This window comes from Lentzea sp. NPDC055074, from assembly GCF_053608005.1.
Map to the genome: position 1 here is coordinate 50,897 of NZ_JBSGUQ010000016.1, position 19,780 is coordinate 70,676.

At 69.2% G+C, this 19,780-nt stretch carries 18 protein-coding genes and 1 pseudogene; 8 read left to right on the plus strand and 11 right to left on the minus strand.

Annotated elements, in window-relative coordinates:
- Positions 1-844 precede the first annotated feature (844 nt).
- The 4 genes and pseudogenes from ACWF7A_RS30660 to gabT form a co-directional block, all read right to left on the minus strand.
- Positions 845-1,369 carry a CAP family protein gene (locus ACWF7A_RS30660; RefSeq protein WP_452253977.1) on the minus strand — a complete coding sequence of 175 codons (525 nt, stop codon included), beginning with the start codon at positions 1,367-1,369 and terminating at the stop codon, positions 845-847.
- Positions 1,370-1,873: 504 nt separating this feature from the next.
- Positions 1,874-2,830: a LacI family DNA-binding transcriptional regulator gene (locus ACWF7A_RS30665; RefSeq protein WP_452253978.1), complete on the minus strand. Its 957-nt coding sequence runs from the start codon at positions 2,828-2,830 to the stop codon at positions 1,874-1,876.
- 54 nt (positions 2,831-2,884) lie between these two features.
- Positions 2,885-4,180: pseudogene (locus ACWF7A_RS30670) on the minus strand (aldehyde dehydrogenase family protein); the annotation flags it as partial.
- A gap of 11 nt (positions 4,181-4,191) precedes the next feature.
- Positions 4,192-5,475: a 4-aminobutyrate--2-oxoglutarate transaminase gene (gabT, locus tag ACWF7A_RS30675; RefSeq protein ID WP_452254140.1), complete on the minus strand. Its 1,284-nt coding sequence runs from the start codon at positions 5,473-5,475 to the stop codon at positions 4,192-4,194.
- 82 nt (positions 5,476-5,557) lie between these two features.
- Here gabT and ACWF7A_RS30680 point away from each other — a divergent pair, with 82 nt between their 5' ends.
- Positions 5,558-6,820 carry a PucR family transcriptional regulator gene (locus ACWF7A_RS30680; protein WP_452253979.1) on the plus strand — a complete coding sequence of 421 codons (1,263 nt, stop codon included), beginning with the start codon at positions 5,558-5,560 and terminating at the stop codon, positions 6,818-6,820.
- On the opposite strand, the gene ACWF7A_RS30685 is transcribed toward ACWF7A_RS30680, so the two are convergent.
- Positions 6,794-7,594 (minus strand): intradiol ring-cleavage dioxygenase, encoded by an 801-nt coding sequence (locus tag ACWF7A_RS30685; RefSeq protein WP_452253980.1) that lies wholly within the window; start codon positions 7,592-7,594, stop codon positions 6,794-6,796. The two genes, ACWF7A_RS30680 and ACWF7A_RS30685, sit on opposite strands and share 27 nt — an antisense overlap.
- Before the next feature lie 61 nt (positions 7,595-7,655).
- On the minus strand, positions 7,656-8,849 hold the full coding sequence (locus ACWF7A_RS30690) for an FAD-dependent monooxygenase (RefSeq protein WP_452253981.1): 1,194 nt from the start codon (positions 8,847-8,849) through the stop codon (positions 7,656-7,658).
- 110 nt (positions 8,850-8,959) lie between these two features.
- Here ACWF7A_RS30690 and ACWF7A_RS30695 point away from each other — a divergent pair, with 110 nt between their 5' ends.
- A complete protein-coding gene (locus ACWF7A_RS30695; RefSeq protein ID WP_452253982.1) occupies positions 8,960-9,418 on the plus strand; it encodes a MarR family winged helix-turn-helix transcriptional regulator in 459 nt (152 codons plus the stop codon).
- A gap of 266 nt (positions 9,419-9,684) precedes the next feature.
- Here the strand turns inward: ACWF7A_RS30695 and ACWF7A_RS30700 are convergent, their stop codons facing one another.
- Positions 9,685-10,011 (minus strand): helix-turn-helix transcriptional regulator, encoded by a 327-nt coding sequence (locus ACWF7A_RS30700; RefSeq protein WP_452253983.1) that lies wholly within the window; start codon positions 10,009-10,011, stop codon positions 9,685-9,687.
- A gap of 208 nt (positions 10,012-10,219) precedes the next feature.
- Here ACWF7A_RS30700 and ACWF7A_RS30705 point away from each other — a divergent pair, with 208 nt between their 5' ends.
- The 4 genes from ACWF7A_RS30705 (at position 10,220) to ACWF7A_RS30720 (ending at position 13,918) form a co-directional block, all read left to right on the plus strand.
- Positions 10,220-10,627 (plus strand): nuclear transport factor 2 family protein, encoded by a 408-nt coding sequence (locus ACWF7A_RS30705; protein ID WP_452253984.1) that lies wholly within the window; start codon positions 10,220-10,222, stop codon positions 10,625-10,627.
- A complete protein-coding gene (locus ACWF7A_RS30710) occupies positions 10,627-11,244 on the plus strand; it encodes a ScbR family autoregulator-binding transcription factor (protein ID WP_452253985.1) in 618 nt (205 codons plus the stop codon). Before ACWF7A_RS30705 ends, ACWF7A_RS30710 begins: the two co-directional genes overlap by 1 nt.
- A 93-nt stretch (positions 11,245-11,337) precedes the next feature.
- Complete coding sequence (locus tag ACWF7A_RS30715; protein ID WP_452253986.1) at positions 11,338-12,573, plus strand: ATP-grasp domain-containing protein; 1,236 nt, start codon at positions 11,338-11,340, stop codon at positions 12,571-12,573.
- A gap of 70 nt (positions 12,574-12,643) precedes the next feature.
- Positions 12,644-13,918: a serine/threonine-protein kinase gene (locus tag ACWF7A_RS30720; RefSeq protein ID WP_452253987.1), complete on the plus strand. Its 1,275-nt coding sequence runs from the start codon at positions 12,644-12,646 to the stop codon at positions 13,916-13,918.
- A gap of 69 nt (positions 13,919-13,987) precedes the next feature.
- Here the strand turns inward: ACWF7A_RS30720 and ACWF7A_RS30725 are convergent, their stop codons facing one another.
- From ACWF7A_RS30725 to ACWF7A_RS30735, 3 genes are all read right to left on the minus strand, one after another.
- Positions 13,988-14,653, minus strand: a complete 666-nt coding sequence (locus ACWF7A_RS30725; RefSeq protein ID WP_452253988.1) for an HAD family hydrolase — start codon at positions 14,651-14,653, stop codon at positions 13,988-13,990.
- Between the two features lie 22 nt (positions 14,654-14,675).
- Positions 14,676-15,974: a wax ester/triacylglycerol synthase family O-acyltransferase gene (locus ACWF7A_RS30730; protein WP_452253989.1), complete on the minus strand. Its 1,299-nt coding sequence runs from the start codon at positions 15,972-15,974 to the stop codon at positions 14,676-14,678.
- A 61-nt stretch (positions 15,975-16,035) separates the two neighbouring features.
- Positions 16,036-16,932, minus strand: a complete 897-nt coding sequence (locus ACWF7A_RS30735) for an anti-sigma factor RsbA family regulatory protein (protein ID WP_452253990.1) — start codon at positions 16,930-16,932, stop codon at positions 16,036-16,038.
- A 183-nt stretch (positions 16,933-17,115) separates the two neighbouring features.
- Here ACWF7A_RS30735 and ACWF7A_RS30740 point away from each other — a divergent pair, with 183 nt between their 5' ends.
- On the plus strand, positions 17,116-17,853 hold the full coding sequence (locus ACWF7A_RS30740) for an alpha/beta fold hydrolase (protein WP_452253991.1): 738 nt from the start codon (positions 17,116-17,118) through the stop codon (positions 17,851-17,853).
- A gap of 91 nt (positions 17,854-17,944) precedes the next feature.
- On the opposite strand, the gene ACWF7A_RS30745 is transcribed toward ACWF7A_RS30740, so the two are convergent.
- The gene (locus ACWF7A_RS30745; RefSeq protein WP_452253992.1) at positions 17,945-18,484 is read right to left on the minus strand and encodes an MOSC domain-containing protein; all 540 of its coding nucleotides are present in this window, start codon (positions 18,482-18,484) and stop codon (positions 17,945-17,947) included.
- Positions 18,485-18,748: 264 nt separating this feature from the next.
- On the opposite strand from ACWF7A_RS30745, the gene ACWF7A_RS30750 reads away from it, so the two are divergent.
- Positions 18,749-19,744, plus strand: a complete 996-nt coding sequence (locus tag ACWF7A_RS30750) for a LacI family DNA-binding transcriptional regulator (protein WP_030474275.1) — start codon at positions 18,749-18,751, stop codon at positions 19,742-19,744.
- The last annotated feature ends 36 nt before the right edge of the window (positions 19,745-19,780 follow it).

Consider the following 19,780-nt stretch of genomic DNA (forward strand, 5'->3'; position numbering starts at 1 on the left):
AAATCGTGTGATCGGAGTTACATCGAACTGCTACCAGTGAGGGTGAGATCCATGAACTCGCCTGAGGGAGTACTACCTTCTGGGACCCTGCCTGCGGGGACCTTGCCTCGGCTCGACACCTTTTCGAAGGCGCTCGAGCGCTATTCGGAGTGGGGGTGGTTGGTGTTGCGGTCGGAGAACCGGTTGCTGCTCACCACCGACCACTCCGTGTCCGCTGTGGAGATCGCGGCTGGAGTCGGTGGGGAGGTTCAGCACTACCTGTCCGTCCGGCTGCTCGGGGGGCCTGTGGTGGTGTTGCCCTCCGTGGGCGGTGCTCCTGGGCGGTGGTTGATCCTCACCGAGTCTGCCGATGAGGCTTCTCAGGTGAACTTGATCCGGTTGCGGGCTCGCGGGGCCCTCACCCATCGGTTGGGGACGTTGGTGCCGTTGCCTCCGTCTCGGATTGGTGGGGGTGGGGTTCGGTGGTTGGGGGATTCGCCTTCGGGGAAGCCGTTCGTGCCTCCGTTCTCGGCTGTGGTGGCTGCTTTGAGGGCTGTTACTGAGACTTCTGGGTTGCGGTGAGCTGGGACTGTGGCGCGTTTGCGTTGAGTTCCCCGGTTGCGGGCGGCGTGGTTGCGTTGCGTGCTTCCCCTGGGGGCTCTGCCCCCAGACCCCCGGCAATCTGATCAGGGGCCAGCGCTGTTCGCAGGTTGATGGCACGCCTGTTGCTGTGAGCGGCTGCCTGTTGCGTTGCTGGGTGGCCCCTCGGGTTTGCTCAAGACGGCTCGCCTTCGGCATCGCAAGGCCGTAGGGGCGGCTCGCCTTCGGCATCGTGTGGGAGGGCTGCTCGCCTTCGGCTGTGCGGTCAAGCTGGGGTCGGTGGGAGGACGTTTGCCCTGAACTGGGTGAGGGTGTTGCCTCGCTTCGCGAAGTTCAGGACCACGTAGGTGCCGTTCTTGCCTTGGGCGACGCCTACGCCCAGGCGGTCCGTGGTCTTCCAGACCATGGCGGTGAAGTGCAGCACTGAGTAGTCGAGGTTCTGCTGCGTCATCTCTTTGGTGTAGTCGTAGCGGTGTGATTCCGCGTACCAGTCCTCTAGAGCTTTCTCGATCACTGTATCGATTGATCGGGACCTGCCGGCCTTGTAGAGGTTCTCGCCGTACTGGTTGTCCGGGCGGTGGGCGAAGGCTTTTGTGTCGTGCAGGTGGGTTGCCCATTCTTGCGCTGTTCTTGACACTTCGGAATCGAGGGAGAGGGGGGTCACGCTGTGCATTGATCGGTACGCGTTGACCTGTTCCAGCGTCTTGGTGGCCGGGTCCTGGGCCTGTGCAGGTGTTGTTGTGAACGCTAGGACTGCTGCTACGGCGATTACGGAGAGCATCGATCGCATGACGCTTTTGTCCCCCGGAAGGCGCATGGTGGGCAAGAGTTGCTGGTCACGTTGCTGTCTTGATTGGCGCTGCGTAGTCGTGGTGTAGCCTTGGTGTGTGACGTGGATCACTGGTGGGCTATGTGGTCGGGGGAGCCCCTAGTGGGCCCCTGGGTTGGTGATGGCTACCCCGGTTGCGGTGCAAATTCACTCCACAGGATGCGTCCGAGGCTCTACGGTTTATGGGTCGGACACCAGCGGAAGGAGCTTGGCATGGACGGGTACGAAAATCTCGCCGACGAGGATGGCCACGTTCGCGGGTACGACTAGACGTCTACTCGGCCGGCCGCGCTGGGGAGCCTTCCCGAAGAGGCTTCAGCGCGGCCTGAGTGGTTTTGTGGGCCCTTGTTCGTTCGCGATGAGCAATGCGCGTTAAGTGTGTGTAATGGTCGCGCGCTGGTTTGTTGCGGCCGTGTTGCGGAGGTCCTTCCCACCGGGTGTCGGCGGGCAGGATCTCCGACGGGGCTAGTCGGGGTTGCGCGTGGTGCTTGCTCGGACCACGAGGGTGGTCGGGAGCTCGCGGTGCTCTGCCGGGCCGCCGGCCAGGAGGGTGGCGAGCAGTTCCACCGCCACCTCGCCTGCTGCCTCCGTCGGCATGTGGACCGTGGTCAGGGCCGGGGAGCACATCGTCGCGTAGAGGATGTCGTCGAAGCCCGTCACGCTGATCTGGTCGGGCACTTTCACGTTGTTGGCCGCCAGGTAGGCGAGTGCGCCCAGGGCCATGAGGTCGTTGTAGGCGATGAACGCCGTTGCGCTCGTGTGCAGTGCTTGTTGCGCTGCCGCGTAGCCGCCGTTGAAGTTCGGGTCGAACGAACCCAGCAGGTGTGCACGGCCCGCCAGGCCCTGCATCCTGCGGTTGTTCGACCACGCCGCGGCCGGACCACCCAGGTAGACGAGGTCTTCGTGGCCCAGCGCCTCCAGATGGGTCACCACCTGTTCCATGCCGTTGGCGCTGTCCATCAGGACGGAGGAGACGCCCGGCACGATCCTGTTGATCAGGACCAGAGGGGTCAGAGCGGCTAGTTCGACGATCGTCTCGTCGGACAGCAGGGATGCGCAGAGCACCACGCCGTCCACCTGGGCGGACATCGTCCGCACCAGCTCGGCCTCGGTGTCCGGGTCCTCCCTGCTGTCGCAGAAGAACACCGAGGTGCCCGCCTCGCCCGCCTTCGTCTGGACTCCCCGCAGGACCGACGGGAAGAACGGGTTCAGGAGGTCGGGCACCACGATGCCCAGGTTGCCGGTCCTGCCGGTGATCAGGCTGCGGGCCGCCCTGTTCGGCTGGTAGCCGAGGCCTGCCACCACGTCCAGGACCCGCTGGCGGGTGGCCTCCTTCACGAGGCCCGGTGCGCTCAGGGCGCGCGAGACCGTCGAGACGGAGACCTGAGCCTGGCGAGCTACATCCCTGATCGTGACGGCCACGCCTGAATCATCGCAGTCAAGGTCAAGTACGGCCCAGCCGTCGGGGAGTCCCGGTCAGAGTTCCAGGCCGGTCAGGACCAGGACGCGCTGGTCGGTCAGGTCGTCCATGGCCGCGCGCAGGCCCTCGCGGCCGATGCCCGACTCCTTCACACCGCCGTACGGCATCTGGTCCGCCCGGTAGCTCGGCACGTCGCCGACGATGACGCCTCCCACCTGGAGTCGTTGTGCGGCACGGAAAGCCAGTCGCACGTCGGTGGTGAACAGGCCCGCCTGGAGGCCGTAGCGGGACTTGTTGACGCGGTCGAACGCCTCCTCGACGCTGTCCACCCTCGTCAGGGTCACGACCGGGCCGAAGACCTCCTCGGCGTCCACCTTCGCGCCCTCCGGCACGTCGGTCAGGACGGTGGGCGCGTAGGTGCGGCCGTCGCGGGTGCCGCCGGTCAGGACCGTGGCGCCGGCCTCCCGGACCCAGGCCTCCACGCGGTCGGCCGCGGCGTCGCTGATCAACGGGCCGACGTCGCCTGCCACGTCGAGCTTGTTCACGTGCCGCACCACGGCTTCCGAGACCGCGTCGTACACGTCGGTGTGCACGTAGACGCGTTGCACCGAGATGCACGACTGGCCCGCCTGGTACATCGCGAACGTGGCGATGCGCTGCGCGGCGAAGTCGAGGTCCTGCCAGTCCGGGGCGACGATCGCGGACGCGTTGCCGCCCAGTTCGAGCGTGACGTGCTTGCGCGGCACGCGGTCCTTGATGCCCCAGCCGACCGGGCCGGACCCGGTGAACGAGATCACCGGAAGGCGCGGGTCGTCGACCAGGGCGGCGGTGTCCTCATTGGACAGGTGCAGGATCGAGAACGCGCCGTCGGGCAGGTCGGTCTCCGCCAGCAGGTCGCCGAGCAGGAACGCGACCTTCGGCGTGGCGGGCGCGGGCTTGAGGATGATCGGCGCGCCGACGGCCAGTGCGGGAGCGACCTTGTGCGCCACCAGGTTCAGCGGGAAGTTGAACGGTGCGATGCCCAGCACCGGACCGCGTGGCACGCGGCGGACCAGCGCGAGACGGCCCTCGGCGGACGGGTCGGTGTCGAGGCGCTGCAGTTCGCCCGAGAAGCGGCGGGCCTCCTCGGACGCCCAGCGGAACGTGGAGATCGCACGGGTCACCTCGATGCGCGCCCACTTCAGCGGCTTGCCCGAGTCGTCGTTGATGGCCTGCGCGAACTCCTCGGCGCGGTCGGCCAGGCGGCGCGACACGTGGTCCAAAGCGGACGCACGGCGGTGTGCGGGCAGTGCGGCCAGTTCGGGCGCCACGGCGGCGGCCTTCGCGACGGCGGCCTCGACGTCTTCGGCGGTGTGAAAGGGAATCATGCGAGCAGAGCTCCTTCGAGCACGTCGAGACCTTCGGCGAGCAGGTCGTCCGGGATGACCAGCGGGGGCAGCAGGCGGATCACGTTGCCGTAGGTGCCGCACGTCAGCACGACGACACCCTGTTCGTGGCACGCCTTCGCGACGCGCGCGGCGACGTCGGGGGTGCGTTCGGTGAACTCGATGGCGAGCATCGCGCCACGGCCGCGGATGTCCGCGATGACGTCGGTCTTCTCCGCGATCGCACGCAGGCGGTTCAGCACGGTCTCCTCGATGCGGCGGGCGGCCGCGTTGAGGTCGCGCTCGCGCATCGTGCGGAGAGCGCCCAGGGCTGCCGCGCACGCCACCGGGTTGCCGCCGTACGTACCGCCGAGCCCACCGACGTGCACGGCGTCCATGATCTCGGCGCGACCGGTGACGGCGGCGAGCGGCAGGCCGCCCGCGATGCCCTTGGCCGTGGTGATCAGGTCCGGCACCACGCCCTCGTGGTGCAGCGCGAACCACGAGCCGGTGCGGCAGAAGCCGGTCTGGATCTCGTCGGCGACGAACAGGACGCCGCGCTCACGGCACCACCGCGCGATCGCCGGCAGGAAGCCCTCGGCGGGCGCGATGAAGCCGCCCTCGCCCTGGATCGGCTCGATGACCAGTGCGGCGGTGTTGTCCGCGCCGACCTGCTTCTCGATCGCCGCGATGGCACGGTCGGCCGCTTCGGGACCGGTGAGGCCGTCGTGCAGCGGGTAGGACGTCGGCACGCGGTAGACCTCGGGCGAGAACGGGCCGAACCGGTGCTTGTACGGCATGTTCTTGGCGGTCAACGCCATCGTGAGGTTCGTGCGGCCGTGGTAGCCGTGGTCGAACACCACGACGGCCTGCCTGCCGGTGACGTGCCGGGCGATCTTGACCGCGTTCTCGACGGCCTCGGCACCGGAGTTGAACAGCACCGACCGCTTCTCGTGGTCGCCGGGCGTGAGCTCGTTCAACTGCTCGCAGACCTCGAGGTAGCTCTCGTACGGCGTGATCATGAAGCAGGTGTGGCTGAACCTGTCGATCTGCGCGTGCACGGCCTCGGCGACGGCGGGCGCGGGGTTGCCGACGTTCGTCACGGCGATGCCGGAGCCCAGGTCGATGAGCTGGTTGCCGTCGACGTCGATCAGCAGGCCGTCGTCGGCCGAGTCGATGTAGGCGGGCAGCGCGGAGCCCACCCCGGCGGCGACGGCACCTTTGCGCCGCGCCTGGAGCTCCAGGGACTTGGGGCCGGGGATCGCGGTGCGCAGTCGGGTCATGTGCACCAGCATGGCCCTGGTCAGCACGGTGCGCAGTGTCTGAAATGGCGATCTCGGACATGATGGTTGTACAAAGTGGCACATGCCCATCACGGTGCGGGACCTCGCGGGGAAGCTGGCGCTGCCGGTGCTGGCGGGAGACGTGTCGAAACCGGTCGGGTGGGTGCACGCCACGGAACTGGAGGACCCCACGCCGTTCCTGGAGGGCGGTGAGCTGCTGCTGACGACCGGCCTCACCGCGTCGCGGACCGGCTACGTCGAACGGCTCGTGCGCGCGGGCGTCGTCGGGCTCGGCTTCGGCACCGGGCTGGGCCACGACGTCGTGCCGGCTTCTCTGGTGCGGGCGGCGGAGGGAGCGGGGCTGGGGCTCGTCGAGGTGCCGCGCGAGGTGCCGTTCATCGCGATCAGCAAGGCGGTGTCGAAGGCGCTGGCCGCCGACGAGTACGCCGCTCTCACCCGCACCAGCGAGGCCCAGCGCGCCCTCACCCGAGCCGCGGTCCGGGCCGGTGTCGGGGGAGTCGTGCGCAGGCTCGGCCAGTGGATCGACGGCTGGGCCGTGCTCCTCGACGCGGCCGGTGAGCCCGTGCACGCCCACAACCCCCGGCTCGTCCCGGACCTGACCGCCGAGCTCACCCGGCTCCGGACCGCGGGCGGTCTGGCCAGTGCCGCGTTCGAGCTCGACGGCACCCACGTGTCGCTCCAGGTCCTCGGCAGCCGTGCCCGGGGAGTGCTCGCGGTCGGCACCGTCCGGCCGGAACCGGGCATCGTCACCACGGCGGCGTCCCTGCTCGTCCTCGCTCTCGCCCAGAACGACGCCGTCGACGCGGCCCGGCGGGAGCTCCGCGCCGGCCAGTTCCGGATGTTGCTGGCCGGGCACGCGGTCGACGGGCTGCCCGACCGGTTCCGGGTGTTCCTCGCCGGGGAGCCACCGGAGGACGACGTCTTCTGGGCCGAGCACGACGGTGACGTCGTCGTGCTCGCCACCGACTTCGAGGGCGTCGCCTCGTCCGAAGTGGACGGTGCTGGTGTCGCGCGGGGGTACCGCGAGGCGCGCCAGGCCCGTCAGGCCGGCGTCCGCACGTTCGGGGAGCTCGCGGGGAACCTGCCGCTGCCGGAGGGGTTCGCGGACGCGTTGCTGGGACCGCTCGACGCGGAAACCCGTGCCACGCTTCGAGTCTGGCTGGCGCACCACGGCGTGTGGGACCCGGCGGCGGCCGAACTGGGGGTGCACCGGCACACGGTGCGCAACCGGGTGCGCAAAGCCGAGCAGGTGCTGGGACGGTCGCTCGACTCGCCCGGCCTGCGCGCGGAGCTGTGGCTAGCCCTCCACCGCGAAGGTCAGTGAGGCGGTGTAGCCGGACGAGACGTCACCGGACATCGTGGCCATCTGCTGGTCGACGCCGTCGCGGAACACCATGTCCTGCTTGAGGGTCGTCCGCGACATGTTCTGCACGCTCCGCGTGTAACCGGTCGTGCCGTAGACCTCCTTGCACGTCGTCTCGGGCAACGCGAGCTGCGAGGTCGTGATCTTGTTGCCGGCCTTGGTCGCCTCGGCGAGGCTCGGGTAGACCTCGAAGTGGATGTGCGGCCAGCGCCCCGAGTACGCGCCGGGGAACACGCTGACGAACTTCAGCTTCCCGGACGAGTCGGTCTCCTGGACGCCGCGCAGGAAGTTCTCGTCCTTCACGCGATCCGAGTACATCGAGTAGTCGCCGTTGATGTCGCAGTGCCACAGGTAGACCGCGGCCCCCGTGAGCGGCTTGCCGTCGTCGTCCTGCACGGTCAGGTCGATGGTCAGCTGGACGCCCTCGGCCGTGCGGGTCGAGGAACCGAAGCTCGACCGGATGTCCGACCGCACGATCCCGCTCTGCGTCAACGCGTTCGGGCCGTTGGAGCCATCGCCGGGGTACGGGCCGGCGGTCTCCTCGGGGATGGTCTCCAGCGGCGAGCTGGCCGCTGCGGACGTCGTCGGGGTGGTGGTCGTGGAGGTCGCGGTGGTGGTCGACGGGGCGCAGGCCACGAGGGTGAGGCCCGCGCCGCCGAGCAGCGTCAGCGCCCGCCTGCGCCCGAAGAGCGTGGCGAGGTCGAACTGGAGGCCGCGGTCGTGGTTGTCCGTCATGCGACCAGATTGGGGCCCGATCCTGTGAGGCGCCTGTGGGGAACCTGTCTGTGCTTTATGGTCACTGCTCCGCAGGCGGCGGTGAGCTCGTCGGGAAGTCGAACTCCCGCCAGCTGAAATCCGGCAGGGTCAGCGCCGAGTGTTCCGGACGGGCCTGCGCGGGCATCGTCTCGCGCGAACGGAGTGCGGCGTTGCGCGCGGCCAGTGCCTCGGCGGTGCCGGGGAACAGCTCCGCGTTGCCCACGTCGACCAGGTTCTGGTTCGCCTCGACGAACGGGCGGATCGTGCGCTCGTACGCGCCGAAGTCGTCCATGGTGCCCGCCAGCACGTAGGCGCCGACGAGCGCGAGGCTCGACCCCTGGCCGGTGAGGAACGACGGCGCGTGGGCGGCGTCCCCGGCCAGCGCGACGCGGCCGGACGACCAGCGCGGCATGCGGATCTGGCTGACCGTGTCGAAGAACAGGTCGTCGGCCTCGTGCATAGCCTTGACCATCCCCGGCACCTCCCAGCCGTCGCCGGCGAACACCGACGCCACGAGGTCGCGCTGGGCCTGCGGGTCGCGGAACGCGCCGAACGGGGCCTCGGGGCGCGCGAAGCTCAGGAAGCCGTGCACGGTCTCGTTCGCGCCCACGGCGTAGAGGGCAGCGGCGCGGCCGGGCTCGTTCCACATCAAGGCTTCCTGTTCGAGGCCGAGGTGGTTGGGCAGCGTGAAGCCCGCGAAGCAGTAGCCGAGGTAGCGGTGGAACTGCTCCTCCGGCCCGAAAGTCAGTTCGCGCACCACCGAGTGGAGGCCGTCGGCGCCGATCACGTGGTCGTAGGTGCGTCGCAGGCCGCTGCGGAACGTCACGTCCACGCCGCCGGAGTGCTCGTTCATCGTGACGATGGTGTTGTCGAACAGGAACTCCACGTCGTCGCGCACGAGGTCGTGGAGGATCTCGGCCAGGTCGCCGCGCCGGACCTCGAGGTCGCCGCCGTTCCCGCCGGTGATCGTCTCCGGCCGGATCGACGCGACCTGGGCACCGCCGGCGTCGAGGAACGTGATCCGGCGGGTGTCGACGTGGGCCTCGCGCAGGCGGGGGAGCAGGCCCATCCGCTCGACGACTCCCAGCGCGGTGCCGCGGATGTCGATCGGGTAGCCGCCGCCGCGCAGGGCGTGGGACTTCTCCACGACGGTGACGTCGAAGCCGCGGCGGCGCAGCCAGAACGCGAGCGCGGGGCCGGCGATGCTGGCGCCGGAGATCAGGACTGAGCTCATGGGGCCCTCCAGATAACTAACTTAGGTATCATTTTTCAGGCCGCGATGATCGCTACGGTGACGAGCGACTGAGGCAAGCATATACCTAAGTTAGGTAAGTAAGGTGTGAGATGAGCGCCCTGGACCCCGCGGCGATGCTGCCGCAACTGATGCAGCTGGGCACCGTGCTCAACCGCAGCCACCTGGTCGAACGGGCCATGGACCAGGTCGGCCTGCCGATCGACCGGCCCGGTCTGACCGTGCTCATCACCCTGCGCATGGCCGGTCAGCCGTTGCGGGTGGGGGAGATCGCCGCACGGATGCAGGTCGTCGGGCCGCACGTCACGAGGCACCTGCACGACCTGGAACGCGCCGACCTGGTCCGCCGTGTCGCCGATCCCGGCGACCAGCGTGCGCGCCTGGTCGAGCTCACCGAGAAGGGCGCCGGGGCGGCGGCCCGGTACCTGGAGGCGATCCTCGGCTGGTTCTCCGACGCGGTCTCCGACTGGTCCGAGGAGGACAAGGCGGCGTTCGGACGGCTGCTCAGCCGGTTCGTGGAGGACCTCCAGGCGCACGTCGGCCGGGGGTGAGAAGGGCTGAGGGTGTGACTCAGGACGTGGGCGGACACGCCGCCCACGTTCTGTGTCACACCACTAGTCAACCGATGTCTGCACCCGGCCCCGGCTTCGGTTCAGCGGCTGCTCGAAGCCGGCGTGCGGGTTGAGGCCGAGGCCTGCTCCGGGTGAGGTGCGGGCCTCGGATGTCTGCCTGTTCACTCTGAACCGCGAGCGGCGCGATGCCGCCGGTTCTTGCCGAAAGCGAATTCAGGGCAATTCTTGCGACGGCCGCCTCACTATCACGAAGTATTCACCCGGTGGTCGGCGCGGTCGTCCGTCTTGGTCCTGCGGTATTCGCGTTCGGCGACCGCCGCCCGGTCGACCTCCGCGTGCGGCACGTCGAGCGCCGCGCTGATCCAGGCGCGCCAGTAGGGACCCGGAATGCGTTTGCCGCGTTCCCACCTCGACACTTCTTCACGGGTGACGCTGTCGTTTTGTGAGATCTCGCACAACAGGTCCGCGAGTGCGCGCTGGGTGAGGCCCTGTTCGCGTCGTGCCTGGGGAATCAGGGCCGTGATCGGCGGGGTGGCCAGGTGCTCTCTGGCTTGAGTGGCTGCCTTGAGCACGGTATTGCTCCGTTTCACTGCGATGACGGGGGGACGACATCCACAGTGCCTCAAAGTCGATGGTTTCGTGCCGTGCATTGCGGTGATACCGGCGGTCGTTGAAAGTTCAGCCACCTATGCAATCACTTGATCGGATGTTCGGACGAAAAGCAACTGGTCCAATGGGGTGTGCGGACCCCCGTTTCGAGCGGCTGGTTAGTGTGGGGAAATGTTCACAACGGTCGAAGTGGTGCAGGTGTTCCTCGCCCGACTCGCGGCACAGGACGCACCCGGCATCGCGCGGTTGTGCGCACCGGCCGTGGAATGGGAGGCGCCCGAACCGAACGGTGCCCGCTGGACGTTCGGCACGCGCACCCGTCGCGAGGTCGAGGCCCAGTTCCTGACCTTGTTCGCCACCTACGGCCTGGAGCAGCTCTCGGCCCGTCAGGTGATCGTCGACGGAGGGGACGCGGCCGTGATCGGCTCGGCGCGCTGGCGGGTCCAGGCCACCGGCGAGACAGTGGAGACCCGCTTCACGACCGTGCTCTCCGTGCACCTGGGGGAGATAGAGCAGTACTGGCACATGCCGGACACGCTGGCCGCGGCCGTCTCGACCGGCCTGGCGCGGACCGGGTGATGAGCGCGCAACGCGAGAGAGCCGTGCACACGAGGACGAGGCTGCTGCAGGCCGCGGCGGAGGTCTTCGACCGCGAGGGGTTCTCCGGTTCCAGCCTCACCGCCGTGTGCTCCCGCGCCGCTGTGTCGAAAGGCGCGCTGTACTGCCACTTCCGGTCGAAGGAGGCACTCGGCGTCGCGATCATCGAGGAGCAGTCGCTGCTGTGGCACCGGTTGCGCGACGAGGTGCTCGCCGTCGAGCCGTCACCGGTGCAGGCGTTGATCGCGATGTCGTTCGAGTTCGTCAGCAGGCTCGAGACCGACCTGACTGTGCGGGTGAGCGCGAAGTTGTTGCGGGAGGCCGTGTTCTTCGACGTCGCGGCCGCCGCCCAGGTGATCGGTTGGGTGACCGTGGTGCGGGACCTGCTGTCGCTCGCGCGCGAACGCGGTGAGCTGAGGCCGGAGGTGAACGTGCGGCACGCGGCCGAACAGATAGTGGCCGAACTGCTCGGGCTGCAGTTCGTCGCGCAGGCGCTGACCGGCGGCACCGACCTCCGCGTCCGGCTGGGCAGGCTCTGGCGGGCGACGTCCGGCTGTCTCGTGACGGCCCCGGTCCGGGAGAAGTTGCGGTTCGAGTGACAGTCGTCTCGTCCCAATCGAGACAGGAATGGCTGTTCACGCCCCTGTGGTTGTCCTCCTCGTTCAGCACATGCACGAACGTGGAGGACGAAGGTGGCCGGTCGCAGCATCGTGGTGGTGGATCCGTTCTCGGCGGGCAGAGGCATCGCCCCCGCGTTCGCGCGGCGCGGTGCCGGCGCGATCGCGGTGCTGACGAAGCAGAAGCCGCTCGCGGAGACCACCTCGACCTGGAACCCGTACGACTTCCAGGAGATCCACGTGCTGCACGACCTCGACGAACTCGCCGCGAAGCTCGCCGTGCACGACCCGATCGCCGTCGTGCCGGGTGACGAGACCGGTGTCGAGATCGCGGAGACGCTGTCCGAGCTCATCGCGCCGGGCCGGTCGAACGTCCTGACGCTCTCGTCCGCGCGCCGCGACAAGTGGCAGATGGCCGTGGCGCTGCGGACCGCCGAGGTGCCGCACCTGCGTCAGATCAGCTCGGACTGCGTCGACGAGGTCGGCGCGTGGATCCGGCGGGAGAACCTCGAGGACTCGCCGATCGTGCTGAAACCGCAGGCGGGCGGTGGTGCGGACGACGTGTTCGTGGCGATGCCCGGCGACGACTGGCGGGTGAGGTTCAACCGGATCCTCGGCTGCGTTAACAAGCGGAACGTCCGCAACGACAAGGTGCTCGTGCAGGAACTCGCGGTGGGCACCGAGTACGAGGTCGACACCTACTCGATCGACGGTGAGCACGGGCTGGTCGCGGTGTGGCGCTACGCCAAGGAACGCCGCGGCGACCGGCTCGGCATCTACCTGTCGAACACGCTGGTGTCGTCGGAGGAACCTTTGGTCGACGCGTTGTTCGAGTACGTGTGCCGGGTGCTCGACGCGACCGGCGTCCGCAACGGGCCCGCGCACGTGGAGGTCATGATGACCCCCGACGGGCCGCGGCTGATCGAGGTCGGCGCACGGCTCGCGGGTGAGCAGCAGCAGGAGCTCACGTTGCTCGGCACCGGGGAAAGCCAGATCACGCGGATGGTGCGGCACCGCGTGGACGGTGAGCCCGTCGGCCGGTACCAGCGGCGCCAGCACGTGAAGTCGGTGTACCTGTCGTCGCCCGCGGCCGGTGAGCTCGGCAACTCGGTGCGTTTTGGTGAGCTGGCCTCACTTCTGCCGAGTTACCAGAGCGATGCGCTGGCGTATCGGGAAGGTTCCACGGTGCCGCGTACCGATGACCTGTGGACGTCGTTGGGCTCGGTAGTGCTGGCGACGACCGACCTGCGTCAGCTCGAACGGGACGTCGCGGTGGTCCGGGAGATCGAAGCCGGGCTGATCGTAGTTTGATCTTCAGGTCGGGCGGGTATCTGGGACCCCAGGTGACCCGCTAGGTTGCTGCGGAGGCGAGCGGAGGCCCATGAGCGCACCTTGGGACGGCGATCTGACCGGGGCGGTGATCGACGACCGCTTCGTGGTCGGAACCCTTCTCGGGTCCGGCGGCATGGCGGAGGTCTACCGCGCTTACGACCGTTCGACGACGTCCTCGGTGGCCATCAAGGTCTTCTCGGGGCCCGGCCTGCCCGACGACGAGCTGAGACTGCAGCGCGAGGCGTCGATGCTGGCCTCGCTCGACTGCGCCGGCATCATCCCGGTCTACGCCTCCGGCGCGGTGTCGCGCCGCCCGTACTTCGTGATGCGCGAGATCACCGGCGGCACGCTGCGCCAGCGCATGCGCGAACCGCTGCCGCCGAGGTTCGTGGCGCGGATCGGCGGCCAGATCGCCGCCGTGCTGGACCACGTGCACGACCTGGGCGTGGTGCACCGCGACATCAAGCCGTCCAACATCCTGCTCGACGACACCGAGAAGCAGGCCTACCTCGCGGACTTCGGTCTCGCGCTGGTGGCCGAGGTGACGCGCGTGACGACGTCCGGGATGCTGGTCGGCACGGCCGGATACCTCTCGCCGGAGCAGGTGCGCGGCGTCGAGGTCGGCCCGCCCGCCGACGTGTACGCGCTCGGGCTGGTGTTGCTGGAGTGCCTGACCGGACGGGCCGAGTACCCCGGTGGCGACGCCGAGGCCGCGCTGGCCCGGCTGGCACGGCCGCCGCGGATCCCCGTCGACCTGCCCGCCGCCTGGCGGTCGTTGCTGTCGTCGATGACGGACATGGTTCCGGAGCGTCGTCCTTCCGCCGCCCGGTGCGCGGAGGCGTTGAACGCCGCGCACGAGGCCAGTCGCGGGCTGCCGGCTCTGGCACCGGACGCGGCGGTCTCCTTCGCCACGTCGGCGCCCGCCGTCGTGCCGGAGCCCCGGTCCCACAAGCGCTGGGCGGTCGCGGCCGCCGTCGTCGCCGCGACCGCGGTGGCCGCGGTGGTGGCGAACTTCGCGGGTGGGAGTGAGGCTCCCGCCGCGGACAAGCCGGTGACACCGGACGCGCGGACGCAGGTGGTGACGGTGACGCAGTCGACGGTGACCGTCGTGCAGACGTCGTCCGCGGGCTCGGAGGCGCCCGGTGTGCCGGGGGCGCCGCAACCCGGTGCCGGCGGGGTGGTGGTGAGCGGGACTTCGACCCAGGTCGTGGAGACCAGCGAGGTAGCGCCGACCGGGGAGACGACCGAGACCAGCAAAGACAAGAAGAAGGACCGCAAGAAGTCTTCGGAGGTCCCCACCCCGTCGGCGGTTCCTCAGCCGTAGGGCTGGAACATGCGTCTCTCCCGGTCGGTCAGGCGGTCCCCGGCCGACCGGTGAGGACGTCCGCCGGGTTCAGGCGTTCGGTTCTTCCACCACCGCGAACGGCAGGTCGGCCAGCTCCGCCCGCAGCGTGTCGAGGTCCGGGTACACCGCCGACGCTCCGCGGTCGACCAGCTCGTCCTCGGCGAACCCGCCCGTCAGCAGCCCGATCGACGGCAGTCCCACCCGTCCGGCCGCCTCGCAGTCCCACACCGAGTCGCCCACGACGACGGCGCGTTCGCTCTTCACCTCGCGCAGCGCCACCTGGATCAGGTCCGGCGCGGGCTTGCTGTCCTCGACGTCGTCGGACGTCGTCCACGCGACGTCGCCGGGGTCGAGCAGCTTCAGGTAGTGCTCGACGTGCTTGCGCTTGCCCGAGCTGGCGAGCACCACGGCCAGGCCGAGGTCGGTGGCGGCGCGGACGAGGCGGTGCGCGCCCTCCAGCGGCTGGATCTCGTCCAGCATCTCGTCGAAGTACCGCTCCCAGGCCTTGCGCAGCTCGTCGCCGTGGTCCTGCTCCACCTTGTCGCCCGCCACGGCGGCGACGAGCTTGTCGCCGCCCATGCCGATCGCGCGGTGCACGCGCCAGGCGGGCACGGTCACGTCGACCGTGCGGAAGGCACGCAGCCACGCCACCGTGTGGTGGTAGTTGGTGTCGACCAGCGTTCCGTCCACGTCGAGGACCACGGTGTTGCTCATGAAGTCAGGTTTGCCCGAGCCTCTACCTCGGCAAACCCACCAGCTCCCTGGTCTCCTGCAGAGCCGAGATCTCCCGACGCAGCACGCTGTCGAGCCAGGTCGCGTCCGACATCCACGACTGGTTCGTGTTGAGGCAGACGTGCACGGACGACTTGTAGACCGACAGCGCGATGCCGACCGCGTGGCCCGGGGCGACGGGCGCGACCGGGTACATCTCGCACAGCGAGGCGCCGTCGAGGGCGAGCGGGACGGACGGCAGCGGCACCGACGTGACCAGCGTGTCGAACAGCAGGGGAGCGCAGCGGCCCATGACCGGTGCGGCCAGGCGGTGCACCAGCGGCGGCACCTTGTCGGCGAGCAACGGCAACGCGCCGGCGCCCCGGTCCGGGCCCGCGGCCTTCGCCGACTCCATCTGCGCACGGATGTTCCGCAGCCGGTCCACCGGGTCCGCCTCGCCGACCGGCAGCGCGACGAGGAAACCGGAGATCTGGTTGCCCGAGGCGCCGTCGCCGGAGCGTGAGCGCTGGTTAACCGGGATCAGGGCCCGCACGACCGAGGAGGGGCCCGCGCTGCCGTGCGCGGAAAGCCAGTGGCGCAACGCACCTGTGACGAGGGCGAGCAGCACGTCGTTCACCGTGCCGCCGTGCGCGCGGCGGACTCGGTGCACGTCCGCGAGATCCAGGCGCGACATCACCACGCGGCGTGGCCGGGTGGACGCGGTGAGCACCGGCGAGTTCAGCGTCGGCGGGCGCGTGTTCATCAGCACGCTCGACGCGATGTCGAGGGTGTCCTTGATCCCGCGCAGCGACGGGAGGGACGGGATGATCGACTTCGCGACCGGCTCCGGAGCGTCCGGAATGGACAGCCGCGAGGGGTCGAAGAGCTGGATTCCCAGGCCGACGGCCTTCATGCCGTCGCACAGGGAGTGGTGCAGCTTCGCGACGACGGCGAACCTGCCGCCCGCGAGGCCGGTGATCACGTGCAGCTCCCACGGCGGGCGCGCGAGGTCGAGCGGCTGCGCCATGAGGTGGGAGACCAGCGTGGCGAAGCGATCACGGCCACGCACGTGGTGCGTGAAGACGTGGTCCTCGGGCGCGAAGCCGGGGTCCTCGACCCAGCGCGCGCCGCCCAGCATCGACGTGCGGGCGCGCTGGCGCAGGCGCGGAATCTCTTGCGCCCGTTCGCAGAGCACGGCGGCGATGCGGGCCGGATGCACCGGAGTGGACGGTGCGAAGGTCGCGACCGCGCCCAGGTGCAAGGGATTGGCGTCGCCCTCCATCGCGAGGAAGGCGATGTCGAGGGGGGAGAGGTGGTCTGTCATATCCGTGCAAGGAAAACAGGTCCTCGTGTCATGCGCATTGCGATGAGATGGCGGCGACTCTCTACCGGCCCAAGTACACTCGAACGGTGGTACCGCTGTGACTCGTGTGGGTGCGAACCAGGTCACACAACAGGTTCACCATCACTATCCCGAAGCCGGACAGGCCGGTGAACGACGGCGGGAAGCCCGCTCCTGTGTCACTCACCTCGCACACGGCGGTGTCGCCCTCCCGCCACAGCCGCATCACCCCGCGGCCGGACGCGTGCAGGATGCTGTTCGTCGCGAGCTCGTTCACCGCGAGCACCAGATCCTCGACCTGCTCCCGGCGCAACCAGTGCGCGTACGCCGACACGATCTTGCGCATGTGCGCGAGCGTGCCGACGGAGAACTTGTGCTCCTCGACGCCGATGGGCGGCGGGGGCAACGGCACGTTGAAGATGTCGGCGAGCGCCGCCGGGTCGGTGTACCACTCGCTCGCCACGCGCCGCTCGCCGTCGATCACCACGGGATGGGTGCGCCGCGCGTCCTCCAGCACGTGGCCGGGCAGCGCCGCCGCGTTGTACGGGCACAGGATGACGCCCTGCCGGCCCTCGAACGCCGTGTTGATCAACGCCTCGTGCTGTACGCACGCCGGGTACTCGAGCTCGGTGCGGCCGGGCCACATCGGTTCGCCGACCATGCGGAACCGGCTCTGCGTGCTCGCGCTGAACGCCATCAGCACGCCGGGGATGATTCGGCCGGGGTTGCGGCCCGCCTCGGTCATGTCGATGAAGTGCACCTGGTCCGCGACACCGCCGAGCCGTGCGCGCAACGGGGCGATGCTCACCTCGGGCACCGCCACGAGCACGGGCTCGCCCTGGTCGACACCGTCCGCCACGAATCTGGCCGTACCGGAGAGGAAGGTGTCCTCGTCCCGGTAGAACAGGGCCTCGTGTGCGAACGGAGCAACGGAGTTCATCGGTTTCCCGGGTGTGGTCGACGGCTGCGGCAGGCATCCATTCTGCTCCCCGTAACGGTGTTTCGGCGGGGGCCAGGACGGTGGTTGTCGTCGCCCGTGAAGGTGTGAACGGGATTCGTCGTGCGGGCGGTGAAAAGCCCAGGCAGACTCGCGGTTGTCGGGGCCTTGCGAGGAGGTGACGCCGTGCTCGCGCACCACACGCTGACCGGGCCGGAGGACGCGCCGGTGCTGGTGCTCGGCAACGCGCTCGGCACGACCACGTCGTTGTGGAGCGAGTTCTCCCTGCCGTTCCGGGTGCTGCGCTTCGACCACCGCGGTCACGGTTCCAGCGCTCCCGTCGAAGGTCCGTGCACGATCGAGGACCTGGCGAACGACGTCGTGGAACTGTTGGACCACTTGGGACTGCGCCAGGTGTACTACTGCGGCGTGTCCCTCGGCGGAATGGTCGGGATGTGGCTCGCCGCGCACACCGACCGGATCTCCCGGCTCGCGCTGGTGTGCACCACCGCGTGGGTTCCGGACAAGAGCAGGCTGGACGAGCGGATCTCGTTGCTGCGCTCGTCGGGGATGGCCGCCGTCGCGGACACGATCATGTCGCGCTGGTTCACGCCGTTGTGCCCGCCGGACGCCGTCGCGCGGTTCCGCGCGGAGTTGCTGGAGGTCGACCTGCCGTCGTACCTCGCCTGCGTCGAGGCGGTGCGGCAGATGGACCTGCGGTCGGACCTCGGGAAGATCGACGTGCCCACCGTGGTGATCGCGGCGGCGCAGGACCACGCGACGCCCACCGAGCTGGTGCGGCAGATCGCCGAGGAGCTGCCGGACTCCGAGCTGTACGTCGTCGGGGACGCGGCGCACCTGGCGGTCGTCGAGGCGCCGCGGACGATCTCGGTGATCCTCGACGACCACTTCGGCAATGACTAGGCGTGTGGCTTGGAACGTCGCGGGGCGAGTTCGCGGTCAGGCGGTGCCCTGCTGAGCGTGAATCTCCCCGCCCGCGTTCCGAGTCACGCCACTAGACCTTCTCCAGCGGGCGGTGCGGCTCCGCCGGCAGCTCGACGCGGATCTCGTCACCGGGGCGGACCACGCCGCCGACGAGGACGACCGACATGATTCCCGCGCGCCGCACCAGTTCCCCGTCCGGGCCCTTGCCGACGACCTCCTTGAGCAACCCCTTGGAGAACGCGTCGATCTGCAGGCACGGGTTGCGCAGCCCGGTCACCTCGACCACGGCCTCCGGGCCCAGTCGCAGCACGGTGCCGGTGGGCAGGCCGAGCAGGTCGATGCCCCGTGTGGTGACGTTCTCGCCGATCTCGCCCGGCTCCACGGCGAAGCCCTTCGAGCGCAGCTCGTCGAAGAGCTCGGCGTGCATCAGGTGCACCTGGCGGAGATTGGGCTGGGTCGGGTCCTGGGCCACGCGGGACCGGTGCTTGACCGTGACGCCCTGGTGGACGTCGCCCTCGACGCCCAGGCCGGCGAGCAGCGTGATGCTGTCCCGGGTGGGCTTGGTGAACGTGTACTCCTCGTTGCGGCTTACCGCTGTCACAACCCCCATGGTCCTGATTGTGCACGATGAGTTGAGACGCTGGGTGTAGGCCGAACAGAGCAGAGAAACACGGAAGGACGAATCGATCAAGGTATCTCAATTCGGGTCACCCGACAGTGTCCTACCTGCATCGATGCACCGGGTTGTGGAAACGCTCTCACGAACTTCCGGCAAGAGTCTTGACTAATCCTCAGGTGAGGCTGTTGACTCCGTCACACCTCGTCGGAACCGGTTACGGAACCGGTTTCAGGAGGCGGCGGAAGGAAGTTCGGCATGCGTGTCACGATCGCAGAGGTCGCCCAACGCGCCCAGGTGTCCAAAGCGACCGTGTCACGTGTGCTGAACGGTAAGCCGGACGTGGACGCCTCGACCGCGCAACGCGTTCGCAAGGTCATCGACGAGATCGGGTACGTGCCGAGCGCACGTGCCGTAGGCCTGGCCCGGGGTCGCACGCGGACCGTCGCGATGCTCGCGCCCTCGCTCACCTGGCCGTGGATGGGTGAGGTGCTGCAAGGCATCGTCGACACCCTCGAGGCCGACGGCTACGGGCTGCTGCTCTACACGCTGAACCGCGGGCCCGAGTCGCTGAACCAGTTCGCGAACCACGTGTCCGCCAACGCTTTCGACGGTCTGCTGGTCGTCGAGCCGCCGGACGCGCTGCACTACATCTCCACGCTCTACCGGGCGGGCCTGCCGGTCGTCATGATCGACGACCGCGGCTCGCACCCGGAGTTCCCTTCGGTGACGACGACGAACCGGCAGGGAGGCGCGGATGTCGCCAGGCATCTCGTCGCGGCAGGCCGCCGCAGGTTCGCCGTCGTCACCGGACCTCCGCACTTCGGGTGCACTCAGGCGCGGCTGGACGGGTTCCGGCTCGCTTTGGCGGAAGCGGGCCTGACGCTGCACCCGGACCTCGTCGTCGACGGCGACTTCACCACCGAGGGTGGTGAGGTCGCCGTGGACAAGCTCGTGGCGAGTGGAATCCCGTTCGACGCCGTGTTCGCGCAGAACGACCTCTCGGCGGTCGGTGTGCTGCGGGCGCTGCGAGAAGCAGGCAGGACCGTCCCCGGCGACGTGTCCGTGGTCGGCTTCGACGACGTCCCGGTCGCGGGACACACCGAACCCCGGCTGACGACGATCCGCCAGCCGCTGCAGGAGATGGGTGCCGCCGCCGCGCGGATGCTGCTCTCCACGCTCGAGGGACAGCCGATGCCCGACCACCCGCTGGTGCTGCCGACCTCGTTGATCGTGCGCGAATCCGCGCCCTGACCCACCCTGCTCCACCACAACTGAAACGGACCCGCC

Bases quoted from the DNA above. Each gene is read 5' to 3' on its own strand.
- ACWF7A_RS30720 (WP_452253987.1), top strand. From the start codon at position 12,644: ATGAGCGCACCTTGGGACGGCGATCTGACCGGGGCGGTGATCGACGAC.
- ACWF7A_RS30725 (WP_452253988.1), bottom strand. From the start codon at position 14,653: ATGAGCAACACCGTGGTCCTCGACGTGGACGGAACGCTGGTCGACACC.
- ACWF7A_RS30695 (WP_452253982.1), top strand. From the start codon at position 8,960: ATGAGCGCCCTGGACCCCGCGGCGATGCTGCCGCAACTGATGCAGCTG.
- ACWF7A_RS30750 (WP_030474275.1), top strand. From the start codon at position 18,749: ATGCGTGTCACGATCGCAGAGGTCGCCCAACGCGCCCAGGTGTCCAAA.
- ACWF7A_RS30730 (WP_452253989.1), bottom strand. From the start codon at position 15,974: ATGACAGACCACCTCTCCCCCCTCGACATCGCCTTCCTCGCGATGGAG.
- ACWF7A_RS30745 (WP_452253992.1), bottom strand. From the start codon at position 18,484: ATGGGGGTTGTGACAGCGGTAAGCCGCAACGAGGAGTACACGTTCACC.
- ACWF7A_RS30685 (WP_452253980.1), bottom strand. From the start codon at position 7,594: ATGACGGACAACCACGACCGCGGCCTCCAGTTCGACCTCGCCACGCTC.
- ACWF7A_RS30735 (WP_452253990.1), bottom strand. From the start codon at position 16,932: ATGAACTCCGTTGCTCCGTTCGCACACGAGGCCCTGTTCTACCGGGAC.
- ACWF7A_RS30680 (WP_452253979.1), top strand. From the start codon at position 5,558: ATGCCCATCACGGTGCGGGACCTCGCGGGGAAGCTGGCGCTGCCGGTG.
- ACWF7A_RS30660 (WP_452253977.1), bottom strand. From the start codon at position 1,369: ATGCGATCGATGCTCTCCGTAATCGCCGTAGCAGCAGTCCTAGCGTTC.
- ACWF7A_RS30710 (WP_452253985.1), top strand. From the start codon at position 10,627: ATGAGCGCGCAACGCGAGAGAGCCGTGCACACGAGGACGAGGCTGCTG.
- ACWF7A_RS30690 (WP_452253981.1), bottom strand. From the start codon at position 8,849: ATGAGCTCAGTCCTGATCTCCGGCGCCAGCATCGCCGGCCCCGCGCTC.
- ACWF7A_RS30705 (WP_452253984.1), top strand. From the start codon at position 10,220: ATGTTCACAACGGTCGAAGTGGTGCAGGTGTTCCTCGCCCGACTCGCG.
- gabT (WP_452254140.1), bottom strand. From the start codon at position 5,475: ATGACCCGACTGCGCACCGCGATCCCCGGCCCCAAGTCCCTGGAGCTC.